At 40.2% G+C, this 20,717-nt stretch carries 17 protein-coding genes and 1 tRNA gene; 15 read left to right on the forward strand and 3 right to left on the reverse strand.

Annotated features, from left to right (window positions below; genetic code table 11):
- The 3 genes from AAA071_RS08880 to mmuM form a co-directional block, all read left to right on the forward strand.
- The coding region (locus AAA071_RS08880; protein ID WP_349234141.1) for an OPT/YSL family transporter at positions 1-754 on the forward strand (754 nt) is incomplete at its 5' end.
- A 351-nt stretch (positions 755-1,105) separates the two neighbouring features.
- Complete coding sequence (locus tag AAA071_RS08885) at positions 1,106-1,891, forward strand: basic amino acid ABC transporter substrate-binding protein (protein ID WP_155086386.1); 786 nt, start codon at positions 1,106-1,108, stop codon at positions 1,889-1,891.
- A 76-nt stretch (positions 1,892-1,967) separates the two neighbouring features.
- A complete protein-coding gene (gene mmuM / locus AAA071_RS08890; protein WP_287511238.1) occupies positions 1,968-2,993 on the forward strand; it encodes a homocysteine S-methyltransferase in 1,026 nt (341 codons plus the stop codon).
- 96 nt (positions 2,994-3,089) lie between these two features.
- Here mmuM and AAA071_RS08895 read toward each other — a convergent pair.
- From AAA071_RS08895 to AAA071_RS08905, 3 genes are all read right to left on the reverse strand, one after another.
- Positions 3,090-3,180 (reverse strand) — tRNA-Ser (locus AAA071_RS08895).
- A 222-nt stretch (positions 3,181-3,402) separates the two neighbouring features.
- Positions 3,403-4,638, reverse strand: coding sequence for an FprA family A-type flavoprotein (locus AAA071_RS08900; protein ID WP_021147764.1), 1,236 nt, complete (start codon positions 4,636-4,638; stop codon positions 3,403-3,405).
- Between the two features lie 165 nt (positions 4,639-4,803).
- Positions 4,804-8,544, reverse strand: a complete 3,741-nt coding sequence (locus tag AAA071_RS08905; RefSeq protein WP_316584264.1) for a phosphoribosylformylglycinamidine synthase — start codon at positions 8,542-8,544, stop codon at positions 4,804-4,806.
- Positions 8,545-8,811: 267 nt separating this feature from the next.
- Between AAA071_RS08905 and AAA071_RS08910 the strand changes: the two genes are divergently transcribed.
- The 12 genes from AAA071_RS08910 (at position 8,812) to AAA071_RS08965 (ending at position 20,692) form a co-directional block, all read left to right on the forward strand.
- Positions 8,812-9,717, forward strand: a complete 906-nt coding sequence (locus AAA071_RS08910) for a LysR family transcriptional regulator (protein ID WP_004693739.1) — start codon at positions 8,812-8,814, stop codon at positions 9,715-9,717.
- A gap of 254 nt (positions 9,718-9,971) precedes the next feature.
- Positions 9,972-10,547 (forward strand): xanthine phosphoribosyltransferase, encoded by a 576-nt coding sequence (locus tag AAA071_RS08915; RefSeq protein WP_004693737.1) that lies wholly within the window; start codon positions 9,972-9,974, stop codon positions 10,545-10,547.
- A gap of 27 nt (positions 10,548-10,574) precedes the next feature.
- Positions 10,575-11,021: a hypothetical protein gene (locus AAA071_RS08920; protein WP_004693736.1), complete on the forward strand. Its 447-nt coding sequence runs from the start codon at positions 10,575-10,577 to the stop codon at positions 11,019-11,021.
- Positions 11,022-11,032: 11 nt separating this feature from the next.
- Complete coding sequence (locus tag AAA071_RS08925; protein WP_004693734.1) at positions 11,033-11,473, forward strand: hypothetical protein; 441 nt, start codon at positions 11,033-11,035, stop codon at positions 11,471-11,473.
- Between the two features lie 433 nt (positions 11,474-11,906).
- Entirely contained in the window at positions 11,907-12,398 is a 492-nt protein-coding gene (gene purE, locus AAA071_RS08930) for a 5-(carboxyamino)imidazole ribonucleotide mutase (protein WP_105087129.1), read from the forward strand.
- Positions 12,399-12,499: 101 nt separating this feature from the next.
- A complete protein-coding gene (gene purC / locus AAA071_RS08935; protein WP_021147770.1) occupies positions 12,500-13,228 on the forward strand; it encodes a phosphoribosylaminoimidazolesuccinocarboxamide synthase in 729 nt (242 codons plus the stop codon).
- A gap of 11 nt (positions 13,229-13,239) precedes the next feature.
- Positions 13,240-14,658 carry an amidophosphoribosyltransferase gene (purF, locus tag AAA071_RS08940; protein ID WP_105087128.1) on the forward strand — a complete coding sequence of 473 codons (1,419 nt, stop codon included), beginning with the start codon at positions 13,240-13,242 and terminating at the stop codon, positions 14,656-14,658.
- Entirely contained in the window at positions 14,645-15,706 is a 1,062-nt protein-coding gene (gene purM / locus AAA071_RS08945; RefSeq protein ID WP_316581482.1) for a phosphoribosylformylglycinamidine cyclo-ligase, read from the forward strand. The genes purF and purM overlap by 14 nt, the downstream gene beginning before the upstream one ends.
- Positions 15,699-16,322, forward strand: a complete 624-nt coding sequence (gene purN, locus AAA071_RS08950) for a phosphoribosylglycinamide formyltransferase (protein WP_316581483.1) — start codon at positions 15,699-15,701, stop codon at positions 16,320-16,322. Before purM ends, purN begins: the two co-directional genes overlap by 8 nt.
- A gap of 26 nt (positions 16,323-16,348) precedes the next feature.
- Positions 16,349-17,878 carry a bifunctional phosphoribosylaminoimidazolecarboxamide formyltransferase/IMP cyclohydrolase gene (gene purH, locus AAA071_RS08955; RefSeq protein ID WP_278618500.1) on the forward strand — a complete coding sequence of 510 codons (1,530 nt, stop codon included), beginning with the start codon at positions 16,349-16,351 and terminating at the stop codon, positions 17,876-17,878.
- 146 nt (positions 17,879-18,024) lie between these two features.
- Positions 18,025-19,287: a phosphoribosylamine--glycine ligase gene (purD, locus tag AAA071_RS08960; protein ID WP_316581484.1), complete on the forward strand. Its 1,263-nt coding sequence runs from the start codon at positions 18,025-18,027 to the stop codon at positions 19,285-19,287.
- 262 nt (positions 19,288-19,549) lie between these two features.
- On the forward strand, positions 19,550-20,692 hold the full coding sequence (locus AAA071_RS08965) for an isochorismate synthase (protein WP_105087123.1): 1,143 nt from the start codon (positions 19,550-19,552) through the stop codon (positions 20,690-20,692).
- Positions 20,693-20,717: the final 25 nt, after the last annotated feature.

Genomic DNA, 20,717 nt, shown 5'->3' on the forward strand with positions numbered 1-20,717 from the left:
AGGTATGACAATCTTTATGATTATCATCTCCGCTGTATGCTTAACCGCAGCAGGTATGACTGGTAAGGTCGGCATGATTGCGGTCCTCATGATGGCATCTTTTATCGGTACTACTATTGGGATGGCTAGTAACTTCATGTCTGAGCTTAAGGTGGCACATATGACAGGTGCTACACCTAAGAAAATGGAACAATGGCAAATCGTTGGTACTATTCTTTGTGCCGTACTTTCTGTAGGTGTTATGATTCTTTTGAATGATGCTTATGGATTTGTAGGAGATCATGCATTAAATGCACCTCAAGCGAACGCTATGGCTGCCATCATTGAGCCAATGATGACTGGTGGTAGTGCTCAATGGCCTCTATACATGGCTGGCGCATTATTTGCAATCATCTTGTGGATGGTAAGAGTTCCACCGTTGGCATTTGCCTTGGGCACATACTTGCCAATGGAAATTAATACACCATTACTTATCGGAGGTTTGATTGCGTATCTTGTACAAAATAGTACAAAAGACAAAGAATTGGCAGATCTTCGCTTCTCCAAAGGTAGTACAATTGCCTCTGGTCTCGTAGCTGGTGGTGCTATTGGCTCCTTGTTTAGTGCAGTGCTTCGTATTGCAGGTGTTGATGTATTTGCTCAAGCTTGGGTAGAAACACCTGAAGCGACATATCTCAGTATCGTAATGTATTTATTACTCTGTACGTTCTTGTACAAGGTAGCTATGTATATAAAAGCTAAACATGCTAAATAAATTACATACTATATATCCTAAATGAATTGAATAGCTTATTTATTCTATAAATAACCAGGAATCCTCCATTTTGGAGATGACCGCCTTTATCAAGTTTCATCTATGCTTGGTAAAGGCGGTCTTTTTATATACTTAGGAATGTTATTTTCGATATAGCTAAAAACTATATCAATTCAATACCTATTGGTATAGTTGGATTTGTTGACCCTTACTATATCGAATGTTATCATAAAACTATAATACCTTTAGAGGTATTATTTTTATTATGCTCATAAGTGTAAGTATAAATATATTAGTTAATTAAGGAAAAATCTGTTTCTAGATAGAACGGAGAGAAGTAAGGGTAATAATATGAAATTTAAGAAAATAGCAGCTCTATTAGGGGCTTTCACTATTGCTAGTAGTTTATTAATCGCTGGCTGTGGTAATGCGGGTAATAGTCAGAAGACATGGCGCGTAGGTACTGATGCGACCTATGCACCATTTGGTTTTAAAGACAAAGATAGTGGTAAATTAGCTGGATTTGATATTGATATTATCAATGCGATTGCAAACGAAGAGGGCATAGAAGCAGATATTCAAAATCTAAACTTTGATGCGCTTTTACCAGCATTACAAAGTAACACCATCGACATCGCTATTTCGGATATGACTATTTCTGAAGAACGTGCAAAATCCGTTGATTTTAGTAAACCGTACTATATTGCAGGTAATGGTCTCGTTGTAAACATTGATAACACCAATATTAATAGCTTTAAGGATCTAGAAGGTAAACGCATTGGTGTATCCATCGGCTCTACTGGTGCAGAGATTGCTAGCAAGATTCCCAATGCCGATGTACGTCAGTTTAATATTATTGTCGATGCGTTCTTAGAATTGCAAAATAAAGGCGTCGATGTAGTTATCAATGATACACCAGTAAACGAATATTATGTTAATGGTAAGGGCAAAGGTATCGCAAAGGTTACTGGAGAGGACTATGATGCGGCACCACTAGGTATTGCTGTGAAAAAAGGTAATACAGAGTTGCTTAACAAAATCAATGATGGCTTGGCTAAGATCAAAGCAAATGGTAAATACGCAGAAATTTATAAGAAATGGTTTGGTAAGGAACCTCCAGCAGAGGTATTAAAATAGTTTGTAGATAGTACCAGAACGTATTATTTGATATAATATGCTAGGTAAGCCTCGTGTTATATGAGGTATGTATAGAATGGGTGATATGATGGCTAAACGAAGTGCATTTTTAGATATTATTAAGGAAAAGGGCGCCCTCGTCTTGGATGGAGCTTTAGGGACCGAATTAGAGCGTTATGGCTGTGATATTCAACATAAGTTGTGGTCTGCTAAGGTTCTCATGGATCAGCCAGATATCATTAAGAAAATACATATTTCTTATTTAGCTGCGGGTGCCGATATCATTCAAAGCTCTGGCTATCAAGCGACAGTAGCAGGCTTTAAAGGTTTAGGTTATGGAACGGAAGAAGCGATAGAGCTTGTTAAACTATCTGTTCGTTTAGCCATGCAAGCTCGTAATGAGTTTTTAGAAGCAAAGGCGAGTGGGGCGCTTACATTGCGTGGTATTACGCTCGGTGAAGAGACTCCTGAGGGGGTTAGATATTTTTCTGAAGGTGCTTTACCTAAACCGTTGGTGGCAGCCTCTGTAGGACCTTATGGCGCTTTCTTGGCTGATGGCTCTGAATACCGTGGTTATCCTGATGTGCAAACAGAATATCTAGAGATATTCCATATTCCACGGCTAGCATTATTCTGCGAAGAACATCCAGACATATTATCCTTTGAAACTATACCGTCTTATGCTGAAGCAATCGCTATTGCGAGAGCTATGTCTGATCCGTTTACATCCAAAGGTATTCCCGGATGGATTTCTTTTTCTTGTAAGGATGGGCATCATGTTTCTAGTGGCGAAACCATTATTAAATGTGCACAAATGATCGACAAGGTACATCCTATTACGGGGATTGGCATTAATTGTACTAAACCGGAATATGTAGAATCATTGATAAAAGATATTCGTACTGTTACAGAGAAACCGATTGCTGTATATCCGAACCTTGGTGAAAGCTATGATAGTAAAACTAAAACTTGGTATGGCGATGCTGCATCATTTGTAGACTACGTTGAGGTATGGCGAAAAGCTGGAGCTGAAATCATTGGTGGCTGTTGTAGAACGACACCTGAAATTATCGGTGATATTGCAAAGAAAATTCACAACTAATATAGTGTGACATATAAAAAGCTATTCGAGTATAATTCGAATAGCTTTTTCTTTATATGCAAATAAAAAAGCAGTGCGAAAGCACTGCTTTTACTATGGCGGAGAGACAGGGATTTGAACCCTGGGTACGGGATAACCGCACACATGATTTCCAATCATGCTCCTTCAGCCGCTCGGACACCTCTCCATGTATTCTGTTGTGTAACAGGTACTTGTATAGTATATGAAAAAGTTAGATTTATGTCAAGCAAAAAAATGGTAGAATTATTGCATATTTACAAGGCTTTTAAAATACAATATTTGATTGCAATGATGGGGAATGATCGAAGGTTAAAACCTAATTTCGATTGTGTAAATTTGACATATAAACAGAAAAAGCCGCCTAAATAGGCGGCTCTTGTATTAGGAATTAGAATACGTCTTTAATTTCAGCAGCTTCAATGGATGCTTTAATATCGTCTGCCATTTTTTCAATTAATGGAAGATCTTCTTCTTTCAAAGAGGATTTGATATCTAGTGGTTCGGAAACGATTTCAATGTCTTTGAAGTCATTTTCGAAATGGGAAACCATTGTTTTCATCGCAGCGGAAGCCCAAGAGTGGTTACCAATGATGGATACTTTATGGTTTTGGAAGTTAAGGGCTTTTAATTCATGGATAAAGTTTTCCATAGTAAGGTATAGATTCAAGTTATATGTAGGTGCGATAGTTACCAAGTTAGTATATTTCCAAGCATCGGAGATGATGTAGGAAGCATTAGTTTTGGAAACATCGTAAATTCTGATATCTGTAACGCCACGTTTGGATAGTTGTTTAGCCAATTGTTGAGCAATAGCACGAGTATTGCCGTACATGGAACCAAAAGCGATAACAACACCTTTTTTCTCAGCTGTATAGCTGGACCAATGTAAGTATTTGTGCGTGATATATTGGATAGATTCAGGGGTGCGCCAGATTGGACCATGAAGTGGAGCAATGCGTTTGATATCAAGGCTAGAAATTTTGCGAAGCGCATTTTGTACTTGTGGTCCGTATTTACCAACGATATTTGTATAGTAACGGCGAGCTTCTTCTTCGTATGTAGCTACGAAATCGGTTTGATCAGCAAAGATATTACCATTAACTGTACCGAATGTACCAAAAGCATCTGCAGAGAACAATGTGCCTGTAGATTTTTCGTATGTACAAGTTACTTCAGGCCAGTGAACCATAGGCATAGTGTAAGAAACCAAAGTATGTTTACCTAAACAGATTTCATCGCCTTCTTTAATTTGATGGTATTGTTCTGGTTTTGGAGTGTTATAGAATTGCTCAAACATGCGGAATGTTGTAGCATTACCTACCATTTTACAATTTGGATACCGTTCCAATGTTTCCAATAATGTTTGGCAATGATCAGGCTCCATATGGTTTACGACGATGTAATCAAGTTCACGACCATTTAAGAGGTGAGTCAAGTTGTCGAAGTACTCTTCACGAATTTCAGCATCTACAGAGTCTACCACACAAGTTTTTTCATCGTCGATGAAATAGCTGTTATAGCTAACACCATTTGGAATAGGAAATAAGTTTTCGAAACGTTCTGTTGTCCAGTCATTACTACCAATCCAGTAGATATTATGAGTCATTTTCTGAGCACAATGCATAATAAAATCCTTTCTTAACCCACACTAGGTATGTATAGCTTTACATGAGAACTCATGTCTGTAAATATAGTATCAATTTATAATACTAATATTTTCGAAAAAAATCAATATTGAAAAAGCCTACTTGAAGAAGTAGGCTTTCACATGAAAGTTCATAGTGACCAATTATTTGAAGTATTTTACACCAGATGTAAAGATTGGCATTTCTAATTGGCCAGGAATATTTTTGCTAATACCGGCGCCACAGCGTTCGGAGTGTGCCATTTTGCCGAATACGCGACCATCAGGGCTATAAATACCTTCGATAGCAGCTACAGATTGGTTAGGATTGAAGCGACTATCCATGGAGGCGATACCATCAAAGTCTACATATTGTGTAGCAATTTGGCCAGTTTTATTGAACTCCAACACTTGTTGAGGAGACGCTATAAAGCGACCTTCGCCGTGAGAAATTGGTACTGTGTAAATTTCTCCAGCTTTAGCATCACTCATCCAAGGGGATTTTGTGGAAATAACTTTCGTATTAACCATGCGAGATAAGTGACGACCAATGGTATTGTATGTCAATGTAGGATGATCTGCAGTTAACGTTTCAATATGTCCACCAGGTAATAAGCCTAACTTGATGAGCGCTTGGAAGCCGTTACAAATACCTAATACAAGGCCATCTTGTTTGTACAAGAGGTTTTCTAAACCTTCTGCAAGGTATGGGTTGCGGAAGAGGGTGGCTATGAATTTACCAGAACCATCTGGCTCATCACCGGCACTGAAACCTCCTGGAAACATAAGAATTTGAGACTCTGCTAATTTAGCTTTGATTACGTCGATAGATTCTTTTAATTGTTCTGGAGTTTGGTTGCGGATAAGCACGATATCTGTTTCTGCACCAGCCCGTTCAAAGGCGCGAGCAGAGTCAAATTCGCAGTTTGTACCAGGGAATACTGGAATAAGAACTTTTGGTTTGGCACCTAGGGAGGTGCTGCGAGGTTTAGCGTGTTGATCATGAATGTAAGCGACTGCTTCACCAAAGCCGTTTGGTGCATGCATTGGGAAAATATCGTTTAGAGGTGCTTCATAAGCAGCTTGTATTTCTTTGAGAGAAACAGATTGTCCTTCCCATTCGATAACAGGTGTGGCTTGGGTTACACCGATAACTTTCACATCAGGTAACTCTAAAAGATAATTAACAGCTGTAATATCTACTTCAACGATGAAGGAACCAAGGGCTGGTTGGAAGATACCACGTTCAGCGTATTTATCGAATTTAACACCAATATTATTGCCAAGGGCCATTTTAGTGACTGCTTCAGGAATGCCGCCTTGATCAACTACATAGGCAGAGTAAACGCGACCTTTTTCAATTTGTTCTTGTAGTGTATCGCAGTTTTCTTTGAATCGATCCCAATCAGGGGTGTCATCGTATGTACGAGGTACATCGAAGAATACGAGGCGGTGATCTACACCTTTAAGGTCTTGGCTCACAATATTATCTACATGAGCTGTACCAACCGCAAAGGATACGAGGGTAGGAGGAACTGTAAGGTCCATAAAAGTACCGCTCATAGAATCTTTACCACCAATAGCGCCGATTTCAAGTTCTTTTTGTGCTTTATAAGCACCAAGTAAAGCTGCTACTGGCTTACCCCAAGATTCTTTAGAATTGAGGCGTTCGAAATATTCTTGTAATGTTAAGTATGCATCTTCACGACGACCGCCAAGAGCTACTAATTTTGCTACAGATAAAAGCACTGCATATTGCGCACCATGATAAGGGCTCCATGCAGATAACTCAGGCACAAAAGCGTGAGTCATAATACTCGCCGTTGTAGTTTCACCGTTTAGAACCGGTAATTTAGCAACCATGCCTTGGGTAGGCGTTTTTTGGAATTTGCCACCGAATGGCATGAGGACTGTATTGGCACCCACAGTGCTGTCAAAGCGTTCTGCTAAGCCTTGTTGGGATGCTGCATTTAAATCGGATACGGCTGCGAGCCATTTTTCCTTGAAGTTATCTGCACTAGCAGAACCACGTAAGAAGTAGGATCGATCTACTGGAGCTTTTACGATAGCTTCTTGTTGTTGACTAGCACCATTTGTATTTAAAAAGTCGCGGCTAATATCTACAATTGTTTCGCCATTCCAGTTCATGATGAGGCGATTTGTATCAGTTACCTCTGCCACAACTGTACACTCCAGGTTTTCTTCGTCGCAGTATGCTTTGAACGCCTCTACATCAGAAGCAGCGATGACACAGGCCATGCGTTCTTGGGATTCAGAGATGGCTAACTCTGTACCATCGAGGCCAGCATATTTTTTAGGGACTAAGTCGAGATTGATTGATACACCATCAGTTAGTTCACCGATAGCAACAGATACACCACCTGCACCGAAGTCATTACAACGTTTGATAAGTGTCGTTACTTCGCCACGACGGAATAAGCGTTGGATTTTGCGCTCTGTAAGAGCATTGCCTTTTTGTACTTCTGCACCGCATGTGGATAGAGAGTCAACGGTATGTTCTTTAGAGGACCCTGTAGCACCACCACAGCCATCACGGCCAGTTTTACCACCTAGCAATACTACCACATCGCCTGCAACTGGTACCTCACGACGAACTTGGTTGCGAGGTGCAGCACCGATAACTGCGCCGATTTCCATGCGCTTTGCTACGTAGCCAGGATGGTAATATTCTTTTACTTCACCTGTAGCAAGGCCGATTTGGTTGCCGTAAGAGGAGTAACCACGAGCTGCTTCTTGGGTGATCTTTCTTTGTGGTAATTTGCCTTCCAATGTATCTTCAAGTCTTGTATGTGGATCGCCAGAGCCTGTGATGCGCATAGCTTGGTATACGTAGGCGCGACCGCTCAATGGGTCGCGAATACAACCACCTAAGCAGGTAGCTGCGCCCCCAAATGGTTCGATTTCAGTAGGGTGGTTATGGGTTTCGTTTTTGAATAGTAACAACCATTCTTCAGTCTTGCCATTTACATCGACAGGGATGATGATTGTACATGCATTGATTTCATCAGATTCATCGAGATTTGTAAGTCCTCCAGCGTGGCGCAATTCTTTTACAGCCAATGTAGCCATGTCCATGAGGGAGCGAGCTTTTTTCTTAGTCGTGTAGAGCTCAGCACGGCCTTCCATATATTCTTCGAAGGCTTCCTTTATAGAACCGGTGAAGCGGCTGTCTTCAATGGTAATATCTGTTAACTCGGTCATAAAGGTAGTGTGACGGCAATGGTCAGACCAATATGTATCGAAGAGGCGAATTTCTGTAATCGTAGGATTGCGGTGTTCCACCTCTGCGTATTGTTGTCTAATCATTTGAAGGTCTGCTAATGTCATAGCAAGACCGTAGTTTTTGATGAGAGCTTCTAAATCATCATTGCTCATCGTAGTAAAGCCATTGATTGTTGCCACCGGTTTTGGATCTTCTAAATCGAGAGCTAAGGTATTTGGTACGTCAAGGCTCGCTTTGCGGGAATCAACAGGGTTAATGTAGTAGGCCTTAATGACATTTTCTTGTTCTTTTGTAAAGGTGCCTTCGATAGCATATACGCGAGCACAACGCACGATGTGGCCGGATGTAAGTGTGAGCATAGAAATACATTGCTCTGCGCTATCAGCACGTTGATCGTATTGACCTGGCACATATTCAACAGCAAATACAAAGTCTTGTACACTTGGAATTTTTTCTAATACAGTATCTACAGGAGGTTCAGAAAAAATTAAATTTTTAGCAGACTCTAGATCTTTTGCATCTAAATTTTCGATGTCGTATCGCTCATAGATAGTCACATCTGTAGCAGGCATAGATAATTCCTGTTGTAAGGTTTGTAACATGCGTTGCGCTTCTAGGTTGAAAGATTCTCGTTTTGTTACGAATAATCGTTGTATAGCCATTGTAGCCTCCTGTAATGTATATAATTCCCTATGGGATATTGACAAATTAAGTATAGTCGGTCTAGACTTATAAGTAAAGATAATCTTACTAATGAAAAGATTAGAAATACTAATAAATATGAAGAGTTCATGAAGGTCATAAGACCTAACTTTCATGAAGATTTCTACATATTCATTATATATTGAGAGTCTATAGTTATAATAGGGTAATGATATGTGTATTTAAAAGTAAGAAGTTACTATTAGTATATAACAGAGGTGAATAAAATGGCAGTATCTGCAGATTTATATAGAACCTTTCTAGGGGTAGGCTTATATTTATCTTTTTCCCGTGCCGCAAAAGAATTAGGCGTGTCCCAATCCGCCATCAGTCAAAGTATTAAACAATTAGAAGGAGAACTTAATATGCCTCTCTTCGTGCGTACTACAAAATCTGTAGGGTTCACGCCAGAAGGTAAAGAATTGTTTGATACGGTAGCTAAAGCTTTCTCCATTCTTGATAATGGTGTTACCCAATTACAAGAACGGGTTAGTCAAGCTTATGAAAGTTTAAATTTGGCTGCCACAGATACTTTGTGTCGCCATTTCCTATTGCCTTATTTCCACAAATGGCAATTACAAGAAAGTGAAATTGGCTTACATATCATTAATCGTCCGTCTCCTGATTGTGTAGAATTAGTACTCAATAAAGAGGCGCAATTAGCCGTGGTTAATGATTATGAGGGCTTGAGAGATAATCCTCAGCTAGAGGTAACTACGCTAGCTACCATTCAAGATGTCTTTGTTGGCGGTCCTGACTATAAAGGGGCAGGATTCTTTGATCAAGGGCGCCTTCTTAACGAGCCTATTTTACTTTTGCATAAAGGCTCTGCTAGTCGTACATTCTTTGACGATGTAACACATGGTGCTTGTCGTAAGCCTCGCTTTGAATTGGGTAGCGTCGATGTATTACTAGATCTTGTAGAAATCAACATGGGTATTTCCATGTTACCTAATCATGTGGTACAACAAAAAATGCAAGAAGGGACTATTGTGCGCATCGATACAGATATTCCGGTACCAACACGCGACATTGTGCTTGTGCGTTCTCGCTTGGTTCCTCAATCTGAAGGGGCTGCAAGATTTACGTCCTTACTAGTTAATCGTGAAAGTACTCGAGATAAAGTTTTATAAGAAAAAGACATGTTTAAAGACATACTTTAGGAAACTTTCTTAAAGTGTGTCTTTTTATATATTAGTGTGAGTTTTACCGTGCTATATTATATTCCTATAAAGCAGTTGAGTTATATAATTCATATATGAAATATTTAAGTCTTATTTGCAATGATATTTATGGGGTATATTATAAGACTTTTACTAGATATAGGTTGACCCTAAGGGGTTGTTTACGTTAAAATTTAAAGATAGTTATGCGGAGGTATGAGCACATGGAATTATTAAAAGAACGCATTCGTGAAGAGGGGATTGTCCTCAATAATCGAGTGCTGAAAGTAGATGGGTTCTTAAACCATCAAATCGATCCACAATTGTTTAAGGCGATTGGTAAAGAAATCGCGGATCGTTACCGTGATGCAGGTGTACAACGTATTGTTACCATCGAAGCATCTGGTATTGCGTTGGCGTTGATGGCCGCGCTTGAACTAGACGTGCCATTGGTATTTGCGCGTAAGAAAAAATCCATCCTTATGGTAGATGATGTATATCATAGTGTTGTGTACTCTTATACAAAAGAAGAGAATTATGATATCACTATTTCTAAAAAATTCTTGCCAGCTGGTGAAAAAGTGTTGATTATCGACGATTTCTTGGCGTCTGGTGAGGCGGCTATGGGCCTTGCTAAGTTGGTTCAAGACGCAGGTGATGAAGTAGTAGGCATGGCGATTGCTATCGAAAAGTCCTTCCAACCTGGTCGTGAACGCTTGGAAAATGCGGGCTACCGTGTAGAGTCTTTAGTTCGCATTAAAGAATTCAAAGATAATGGTTGTGTGTTTATCGAAGACTAATTTGTCTGATTATTGTTAGAGGGAATTATGAATAAAAAAGCAGAAAAATTCGACTTACTCGTTGCTGACCTTAACAAAGGCGGTAACACTTGGTTTACAAAGGAAGAAATGACAGACGATCTTAATACAGTTGTATATCATGGTCGTTTGGATGTTCATGAGCATAGCTTGCCTGTGTTCATCGTTGTAGACGATTCTGCGTTCACCTATGTACGCATCGCTATCACAACAACATCTATTGATAAAAAAGTGATTCCTGCGGTATTGAAAGAACTTAACACGTTAAATCAAGATTACAAGATATCTAAATATTACGTGAGCAATGAAGATAATAACATTTATATGGATGTGTCTATACCATGTTTGAATGAACAATTTGATCCTACTGTAGTAGTGAATCTTATGCTTGAAGTTATTCAACCGCATTTAGATACTGTACATAAAGATATTCTTAAAGTAGCTGGCTTAGCTTAATAGAGGTTGTTATGAATCCTAAATCCTTATTATTTGATAAGTTTTTGAAAGAAGAAGAAATCATATCTTTTGAACGGAAGGATTTTGATGATGAAGACGGTACAGTAGTATATCGTTCTTATATCAAGTCTCCTTTATGGGATATGCCTTTGTTCGTCATTCTCGATAACAGCATTTATAGTGTAGTTCGTTTAGTGTTAGGCCCTGAAAAGGTAACAGCACAAAATATGAATGCCTTGAATGCATTAATTAATCGTGACAATGCGACATATAAAAATTACAAACTTTATATTGATGAACAAGACTCTAGCCTATACTTGGATTGTGTATATATGTGTGGTGATGATGCGTTCGAGCCTGCATTGATGTATGCGTTGATGTCTTCTATTGTAGATTATATTCCAGAATCTGTAGGTGAATTGAAAGCTGCCTTTGAAAGTGGTACTCACTAATCAATAATAGATACAAGTTAAGTGATCTAATGTTCGGAATTATGAAAAGAGGATAACCTGTTTATAAATGGGTTATCCTCTTTTTGTATGGATAAGAAAAAACATATAAATATTTTAATCGATAGAGTAAGTTTGTGTTATTATAAGATTGAAAAGGCAGTATTTTATTTTACAGATTTATTTAAAATTATTTTATATGATGCAATCTATATTTTTTCAATAGTTCGGAATATAACGAATGATAAAAATATTTAATAAAAAAATATTCGAAAATAGTATTGATTTTGTAAATGTTAGGTGTTACAATTTGAGTACAAGAAGGAGGTAGCACCGTGAACTATGCAAATCAACAAACTCAAAGCAAGTCTACGGAGGCTATTTGCGCGTATTTGTCCCAGTCTGTTTTGGCTGGGCTTTTTTATTAGGAGGATCTATGAAGGTCGGTATTATCATGGGCAGCAAGTCTGACCTGGACACAATGAAAAAAGCATCTGCCGTACTTGATGAATTTAATATTCCCTATGAAATGGTTATTGCCTCAGCTCATCGTACCCCAGAGGCTGTAAAAAATTTTGTTATACGACTTGAAGGTGAAGGAGCTATTGCTTTTATTGCTGGTGCAGGCGCAGCGGCTCATTTACCTGGTGTGGTGGCGAGCTTCACTACACTACCAGTTATCGGCATCCCACTTAATGCAACCGCATTAAAAGGTATTGATTCTCTACTTGCTATTGTACAAATGCCATCTGGCATGCCTGTAGCAACCATGGCTGTAGATGGTGCTAAAAATGCAGCGCTCTTTGCAGTACAAATTGGAGCAGCTTTCAATAAAGACCTGAAAGAACAATATCAACAATATCGTAAAGATATGGCTGAAAAAGTCTTGGCAGACAATGCAGAATTACAAGGTGCTATTCATATTTAATCATCTAAATCATCGGTGATTAAATGTTGGTTAAGAAAAACAGTTTATTTAGATATCTATTATATAGTTTGTATCATTAATTATGATAAAGGAGAAAGATCATGGCTAACATCGATTTGGAAAAATTAACATTATTGTATGAAGGGAAAGCAAAACAAGTATATGCAACAGATAACAAAGATGAGTACATCGTTCATTACAAAGATGATGCCACTGCATTTAATGGTGAAAAACATGACACCATCCTTGGTAAAGGCGTGTTGAATAACAAAATTTCCTCTTTCTTCTTTGAATTGTTGAAAAAAGAAGGCGTACCAACTCATTTCGTTCGTCGTGAAGATGATCGCAACCAAACAGTACTTACATTGAAAATAGTTCCTCTTGAAGTTATCGTTCGTAATATTGCGGCTGGCTCTATGGCTAAACGCTTTGGCATTGAAGAAGGAACTCCACTTAAACATCCAATTCTTGAATTCTGCTATAAAAATGATGAACTAGGCGATCCATTTGCCAACGAATCCCAAATCACTGCACTTGGTTGGGCCACTCAAGAGCAACTTGATGTAATTTCTACAATTACTTTAAAGGTAAACGATATTTTGAAAAAATTCTTGGCTACTAAAAATGTAACCCTTGTAGATTTTAAATTAGAATTTGGTACCCATAATGGTGAAATTTTATTGGGTGATGAAATTTCTCCCGATACATGCCGTTTCTGGGATGCTACAACTGGTGAAAAACTCGACAAAGACCGTTTCCGTCGAGATCTTGGTAATATTGAAGAAGCATATAAGGAAATGTTATTCCGTCTTACAGGTGAGCGTGCCTAATAGGGGGGAAGATGAACTACGATTCTGTTTTTGACAAATGGCACGAAGAGTGTGGTGTATTCGGCATCTATGATAGGACCGTTGATGTAGCACGCTATGTATATTGGGGGCTATTTGCTCTCCAACATCGTGGTCAAGAAAGTGCGGGCATTGCTGTTACCGATGGTCATGATGTAGAACTGAAAAAAGGCATGGGCTTGTTGACCGAGGCTATCAAAGAATTACCAGCATTGCCAAGTTATATGGGGACTGGTCATGTGCGGTACTCTACGACTGGGTCCAATAATCCGCGTAATATCCAGCCTTTGGTTATTCACTACCAAGGCGGTCAAATTGCGGTGGCTCACAATGGAAACTTAACGAATGCCTTATCTATTCGAAAATGTCTCGAAGCCGATGGTTCCATCTTTCAAACGACGATGGATTCTGAGGTTATCGTAAACTTGATAGCCCGCTCTAAAGCAGAAACACAAGCGGAACGGATTGCCGATGCAGCTCGTCAAATTGAAGGGGCGTTCTCTCTAGTCATTACTACGAACGACTCCTTAGTAGGTGTACGAGATCCTCAAGGATTTAGACCACTTTGCTTAGGTAAAACAGAAAATGGTTATGTGCTCTCTAGTGAAAGCTGTGCTTTTGATGCGATTAAGGCAGAGTTTATTCGCCATATAGATCCTGGTGAAATGGTTATCATCGATGACTCTGGTGTGCGTAGTACTATGTATGCGGAACCAGAAAAAATCGACAAAAAACTTTGCGTCTTTGAATACATCTATTTTGCACGTGGCGATAGTCATATCGATGGTCAATCCGTATATCAATCTCGGCTAAATATGGGCCGCGAACTATATAACGAAACTAAGTATGATGCAGACATCGTAATGTCCATTCCGGATTCCGGTACAACAGCTGCATTAGGTTATGCTCGTGCATCGGGTATCCCTTTTGCGGAAGGTTTAGTTAAGAACCGTTATAGCGGCCGTACCTTTATTAAACCAAATCAAGAGGAACGAGAATTAGCTGTTCGTATGAAGCTAAATGCATTGCCACATATTGTTGGAGGTAAGCGTATCGTCCTTATTGATGATTCTATTGTGCGCGGTACTACGAGTGGTATCATTGTAAAAATGCTAAAAGAGGCTGGTGCTAAAGAGATTTATATGTGTATTAGTTCTCCAACTATTGAGTACTCCTGTCACTATGGCATTGATACATCAGTGCGTAAAGAACTTATAGCAGCTACTCATACTGTGGATGAAATTAGAGATTTTATCAAGGCTGATAAATTACATTACTTGTCTCGTGAAGGCCTATGTCGTGCTGTATCTGATGTAAAGCCAGATGATTTATGTTTTGCATGTTTCAATGGTGATTATAGTGTAGCGGTTCCTGCGGACCAAGAGGAAGGGGTCAAATATGTGCTCGAATAAAACTAGTTTAACCTATTGCGATGCAGGTGTTGATATCGATGCAGGTAATCGCGCCGTAGAATTGATGAAAGAATCTGTTAAACGGACGTATACACCGGGTGTTGTTGGTGATCTAGGTGGTTTTGGGGGAATCTATTCCTTAGCTGGTCATGCTATGTCTGATCCTATGCTCGTATCTGGTACAGATGGGGTGGGTACCAAATTACGTCTCGCTATTATGATGGATAAACATGATACTATCGGTCAAGACTGCGTAGCTATGAGTGTTAATGATATCCTCGTACAAGGTGCTACACCTTTATTCTTCCTTGATTATATTGCGGTTGGCAAACTAGAGCCTGTAAAAGTGGCGGATATCGTACGTGGTGTAGCTGAGGCGTGCGAAGAATCAGGCTGCGCTTTACTAGGCGGTGAAACTGCTGAGATGGCAGGTTTCTACGATGATGAGGATTATGATGTAGCTGGTTTTGCCGTTGGTATCGTAGATCGTCCTAAATTGATTACTGGTGAAAGTATCAAGGCAGGAGACGTTATTCTTGGGTTACCATCTTCTGGGGTTCATTCTAATGGTTTCTCGTTAGTTCGTAAAATTGTATTTGATCACAAGGGTTTCTCCATTGGTCAAGATATTCCTGAATTTGGCAAAACACTGGGAGAAGAATTATTAACGCCAACGCGCTTATACCCTAAAGCTGTATTGCCGTTGATTAAAGAAAGCCTACTTAAAGGTATGGTTCATATTACGGGCGGCGGTTTCTATGAAAATATTCCTCGCGTCTTACCTACGGGAGTAACAGCAGAGATCGATTGTGATACATGGCCTCGCGTTCCAGTTTTTGAAAAGCTACAAGAATGGGGCAATGTAGATTGGCATGAAATGTACCGTACTTTTAACATGGGCATTGGCATGATCCTCATAGTGGACGCTACGGATGTGGATCGAGTAAAGGCAAATCTTGAAAGTCGTAATGAAGCGGTTTATGAAATTGGTCATATCGTTAAAGGCGAAGGTCCAGTTGTTGTAAAAGGGGCGGTATTTAATGACTAGTTCCTTAGTTAAAAAACGTCTAGCTCTATTCGCAAGCGGTAGAGGCTCCAATGGGGAAGCCCTCTATAAAGCCATGCAAGAAGGATATATTAATGGTGAGTTTGTAGTTATCATTACAGATCACGGTGATGCAGGGATTGTTGAACGTTCTAAACCTTGGAATATTCCACTCATTGTCATCGAACGTAGCGACTATGATTCTAAAACTAGCTTTGAACAAGCCCAGTTAGATGCGTTAGAGCCCTACAAGGTAGATGGTATCGTTTTGGCTGGATATATGCGCATTGTAGGGGCTCCACTGATTGAGCACTATGAGCATAGAATTTTAAATATCCATCCTGCCTTGTTGCCATCCTTTCCGGGACTACATGGACATCAACAAGCTATCGATGCGGGCGTAAAGGTAACTGGTTGTACGGTACATTTTGTTGATGCCGGAATGGATACAGGTCCTATTATCATGCAGAATACAGTTCCTGTATTACCTGATGATACAGAGGATGTTTTGAGTGATAGATTATTACCTATAGAACATAAAACATATAAAGAGGCGTTACGACTATTTTGTGAGGATAAGCTCACTATAAAAGGTCGTACGGTTTATATTGAAGATTGATATGTGTAAGCAAATGGAGAGGTTACATGATTAAAAATGCACTGCTTAGTGTTTCTGATAAAACGGGTATTGTAGATTTTGCAAAAGGTTTAGTTGACTTAGGTGTAACCATTTATTCGACAGGTGGTACGCTTAAGGTGATTACCGATGCAGGTATTTCTGCAAAAGCTGTAGAGTCTTTGACAGGTTTTCCAGAAATGATGGATGGCCGAGTAAAAACTTTACATCCTAACGTGCATGGTGGTATTTTGGCGATCCGTGATAATGCGGAGCATAAACAAGCTATGGCAGAACATGGTATCGAACCAATCGACCTTGTTGTGGTTAATCTTTACCCGTTCCGTGAAACCATTGCAAAACCTAATGTGTCCCTAGAAGAGGCCATTGAAAATATCGATATTGGTGGCCCTACGATGGTTCGTTCTGCCGCAAAAAATCATGCGTACGTAGGCATCGTAGTAAATCCAAATCATTACGATGAAATCTTGGAGATGCTCAAAGACAAAGGAAAATTGACTAAGGAATATCGCTTTGGTCTTGCCAAAGAAGCCTTTGCTCATACAGCGGCTTACGATGTGGCTATCGCTAATTATATGAGTGGAATCTTGCATGAAGGTCCTACACCTCCTGAGTATTTGAGCGCTTATGAAAAGGTAACAAATCTTAGATATGGCGAAAATCCGCATCAACAAGCAGCGTTCTACAAAGAAATTGGTACAGCTCATGGCATGGGGGCTTTGAAACAACTACATGGCAAAGAGCTTTCCTATAACAATATTGTAGACATGGAAGCGGCATGGAATATGGTATGGGAGTTTACTAATCCAGCTGCATGTATAATTAAGCATACGAACCCATGTGGTGCCGCTACTGCATCTACATTACATGATGCCTATGTAAATGCGTACGAAGCTGATTCCGTATCTGCCTTTGGTGGCATCGTAGCCTTAAATCGTGAAGTAGATGCAAGTACAGCGGAGGAAATGAGCAAAATTTTCTTAGAAGTTATTATGGCGCCAGCTTTCACAAAAGAAGCATTAGAAATCCTTGAAGCAAAGAAAAATATTCGCCTCATCGAGCTATCTAAGCCGGAATCTGGCCAAGTGACAGTGAAAAAGGTGTCTGGTGGTTTATTAGTGCAAACAGAAGACGATCTCGTAGAAGACCGCGCCAATTATAAAGTTGTTACGAAGGTACAACCGACAGAGGAACAATGGAAAGCCCTTGAATTTGCATGGAAACTTGTAAAACATGTAAAGTCCAATGCTATTTTGATTTCTAATGAAAAACGTACCCTTGGAGTTGGGGCCGGTCAGATGAATCGCGTAGGCTCTGCAAAAATTGCCCTTGAACAAGCCGGGGAAGCCGCAAAAGGCGCTGTATTGGCATCCGATGCATTCTTCCCGTTTGGCGATACCGTAGAAACAGCGGCAAAGCATGGCATCGCAGCTATTATTCAACCAGGTGGCTCTATTCGCGATGAAGAGTCCATCAAAGCGGCTGACGAAGCGGGCATTGCCATGGTATTTACAAATATTCGTCACTTTAAACATTAATTGGTTAAGAGCTTTTAGCGGATTGTTAAACACTATCAGGGCAAAATATCTATTGTATGGTCAATAATTATTGATGTTTGGAGTAGTCTCGTTATGTGTTTATATTATTATAAACTTAATGGCGTTTAGGCGCCGATGGAGGACTTATGAAAGTATGTGTAATCGGTAGCGGCGGCCGCGAACATGCATTGGCGTGGCGATTGTCCATCAGCCCTAGCGTAACAAAGGTTTATGCTATTCCTGGTAGCGCAGCCATGTCAGATTGTGCAGAGCTAGTTGGCATCGATTGGCAACAAAGTGATCATTTGATTAGCTTTTTGAAAGAGAATCAAGTTGATTTAGTTGTTGTTGGGCCTGAGGCTCCTTTGGTAGCAGGCTTAGCAGATGTACTCAATAAGGCGGGAATTCCAGTTTTTGGTCCATCCAAAGCCGCCGCTCAACTAGAGGGCTCAAAGGTGTTTGCCAAGGATCTCATGAAAAAATACAACATTCCAACTGCTGCGTATGGTGTATTTCATAAGATAGATGAAGCGAAAGCTTTTATTGCTCAAACAGGAGCTCCTATTGTTGTTAAAGCTGACGGCTTGGCGGCAGGGAAGGGTGTTGTAGTAGCTATGACCGTCGACGAAGCGAATGCGGCTGTGGAAGATATGCTCAGCGGTAATCGATTCGGAGATGCAGGCAGCACCGTTGTTATTGAAGAGTTTATGGAAGGTGAAGAGGCTAGTTTATTAGCCTTTGTAGATGGTAAGACCGTTGTTCCCATGATTGCCTCTCAAGATCATAAACGCATCTTTGATGGGGATAAAGGGGCTAATACTGGTGGCATGGGGACTTATGCACCGGCACCAGTTCTTACGGATGCATTGCGGGACGAAGCGATGAAAACTATCTTGGAGCCTATAGTAGCGGCCATGGAAAAGGAAGGTATGCCGTATGTGGGCTGCCTCTACGCTGGGCTTATGATTACTGACGAAGGTCCTAAGGTGGTAGAATTCAATGCGCGCTTTGGTGATCCTGAAACACAAGTTGTATTGCCGCTACTCGATGGTGATTTAGGTGAGATTATGATGGCCTGTGCTAAGGGCACATTAACCTCTAATATGGTGAAATGGAAAGATTCCTCAGCGGCCTGCGTTATCCTTGCTTCTAAGGGCTATCCTGAAACTTCATCAAAGGGCGATGTCATCAGTGGGGATATTAAACAATATGACACAACCATTGTATTCCATTCTGGTACAAAGCTTGTTGGTGAAAATTATGTTACTAATGGCGGTCGTGTGCTCGGTGTTGTCGGACTTGGCAAAGACCTTAGAACGGCACTTGATAGAGCCTATGGACGTATAGAGCATATCGACTTTGAAGGCATGCAATATCGTACAGATATTGGGGCTAAGGCTTTTAAATAAAGTAACAACATTTTGAATATAATGAAAACCTCTACATTCATGCACGACGCATGCGGTGTAGAGGTTTTATTTTCTACCTTTTAACTGTTACCTATGATATAATAAATTAGATATAAAGAGGGCCCATCGACGTGTGATGGCGTTAGGCTCATCTCAAAAATTTGGAAACTTATTGATGACGCCTGACGTGTAGAAGTAAATCTTCTACACGTTAGGTGTTTTTACTATAGTCTATTTTATTTCTTAATAGCGATATACAACTATGATATATAATAAAGAACCGTTAGAACTGAATAGTCCGGTAGCCTTTTGGCTGAATTTTCCAAACGAAGAACGCGTATTTTGGGTGGATCGTCAAAGTGACCGCATCGTTGTAGGCGCTAAACGTTTGGCGACGGTCAAAGATGATGAAGATCGCCATAATTACGCTTACGTGTTTTATGGAGATACTTTTTTTGAGAACTCTAAGGACCCTAAATGGGCTGGCATGGGTCATGAAATGATTGCTTTCACCCATTACTACATCGTAGAAAATGGGGAGTCTTTCTACTTGCACGTTGGTGAAAGCGTCCCTATTACGGATTTCGAGGTGTCTCGAGTTCGCCATAACTACAAGGAAACCAGTGATGATAAGGCGGTTTGGGATAGTTTGATGAACGCTATCGCTGATGGTATTAGTAGCGGTGAAATGACGAAGGTCGTTTCTTCTCGAGAGGTACAGTTCACTAGCGAAACACCATACAATGTGGCAAGTATTTTAGCAAATTTAGTAGATAATAATCCAAATTGCTTTATCTTTGGTTACGAAAAGGATGGACGCACCTTTGTGGGTGCATCGCCAGAGATTCTAGTTCGCCATCGAGGTAGTGAAATTCTCAGCTATGCCTTGGCGGGGACAGCGCCTAAACATGGACCAAATGCGTGGACTAAGGAACAACTGTTAACGGATAAGAAAAATCTCTTTGAACATAATATCGTCCGTGACCGTATTGTGGAGATCATGAAATCTATTACTCCGGAGGTTATAATAGGTGAAACGGGTATCATGGAGCTGGCGCATCTCTATCATTTGCGCACCATTATTACTGCAAAGGATAGCACAAAATCCCTCGTGGAATGGGCAAAGTTGCTCCATCCTACACCGGCTCTCGGTGGTGAACCACGAGAAAAGGCGTTGGCATTGCTACAAAAGTACGAAGCTCATGAGCGCGGCATGTATGCAGCACCTTTTGGCTTTATGAAAGATATGGGGGACGGCATTGTCATCGTTGCTATTCGATCTGCCCTCATTATGGATAATGTTCTTTATGCCTATGCAGGATGTGGCGTCGTAGCCGATTCTGATGCGGATGAAGAATATGCAGAAACTAATAATAAAATGCGCACCATTTTGGATGCGTTATAATAAATTTCCAAACCCTTAGGAGTTG

The organism is Veillonella parvula, from assembly GCF_040097785.1.
GTDB lineage: Bacteria > Bacillota > Negativicutes > Veillonellales > Veillonellaceae > Veillonella > Veillonella parvula_D.

Coding starts and splice junctions, on each gene's coding strand:
- purD (WP_316581484.1), top strand. CDS start 18,025: ATGAAAGTATGTGTAATCGGTAGCGGCGGCCGCGAACATGCATTGGCG.
- mmuM (WP_287511238.1), top strand. CDS start 1,968: ATGGGTGATATGATGGCTAAACGAAGTGCATTTTTAGATATTATTAAG.
- AAA071_RS08905 (WP_316584264.1), bottom strand. CDS start 8,544: ATGGCTATACAACGATTATTCGTAACAAAACGAGAATCTTTCAACCTA.
- AAA071_RS08900 (WP_021147764.1), bottom strand. CDS start 4,638: ATGCATTGTGCTCAGAAAATGACTCATAATATCTACTGGATTGGTAGT.
- purH (WP_278618500.1), top strand. CDS start 16,349: ATGATTAAAAATGCACTGCTTAGTGTTTCTGATAAAACGGGTATTGTA.
- AAA071_RS08965 (WP_105087123.1), top strand. CDS start 19,550: ATGATATATAATAAAGAACCGTTAGAACTGAATAGTCCGGTAGCCTTT.
- AAA071_RS08920 (WP_004693736.1), top strand. CDS start 10,575: ATGAATAAAAAAGCAGAAAAATTCGACTTACTCGTTGCTGACCTTAAC.
- purE (WP_105087129.1), top strand. CDS start 11,907: ATGAAGGTCGGTATTATCATGGGCAGCAAGTCTGACCTGGACACAATG.
- purM (WP_316581482.1), top strand. CDS start 14,645: ATGTGCTCGAATAAAACTAGTTTAACCTATTGCGATGCAGGTGTTGAT.
- AAA071_RS08925 (WP_004693734.1), top strand. CDS start 11,033: ATGAATCCTAAATCCTTATTATTTGATAAGTTTTTGAAAGAAGAAGAA.
- purN (WP_316581483.1), top strand. CDS start 15,699: ATGACTAGTTCCTTAGTTAAAAAACGTCTAGCTCTATTCGCAAGCGGT.
- AAA071_RS08915 (WP_004693737.1), top strand. CDS start 9,972: ATGGAATTATTAAAAGAACGCATTCGTGAAGAGGGGATTGTCCTCAAT.
- purC (WP_021147770.1), top strand. CDS start 12,500: ATGGCTAACATCGATTTGGAAAAATTAACATTATTGTATGAAGGGAAA.
- purF (WP_105087128.1), top strand. CDS start 13,240: ATGAACTACGATTCTGTTTTTGACAAATGGCACGAAGAGTGTGGTGTA.
- AAA071_RS08885 (WP_155086386.1), top strand. CDS start 1,106: ATGAAATTTAAGAAAATAGCAGCTCTATTAGGGGCTTTCACTATTGCT.
- AAA071_RS08910 (WP_004693739.1), top strand. CDS start 8,812: ATGGCAGTATCTGCAGATTTATATAGAACCTTTCTAGGGGTAGGCTTA.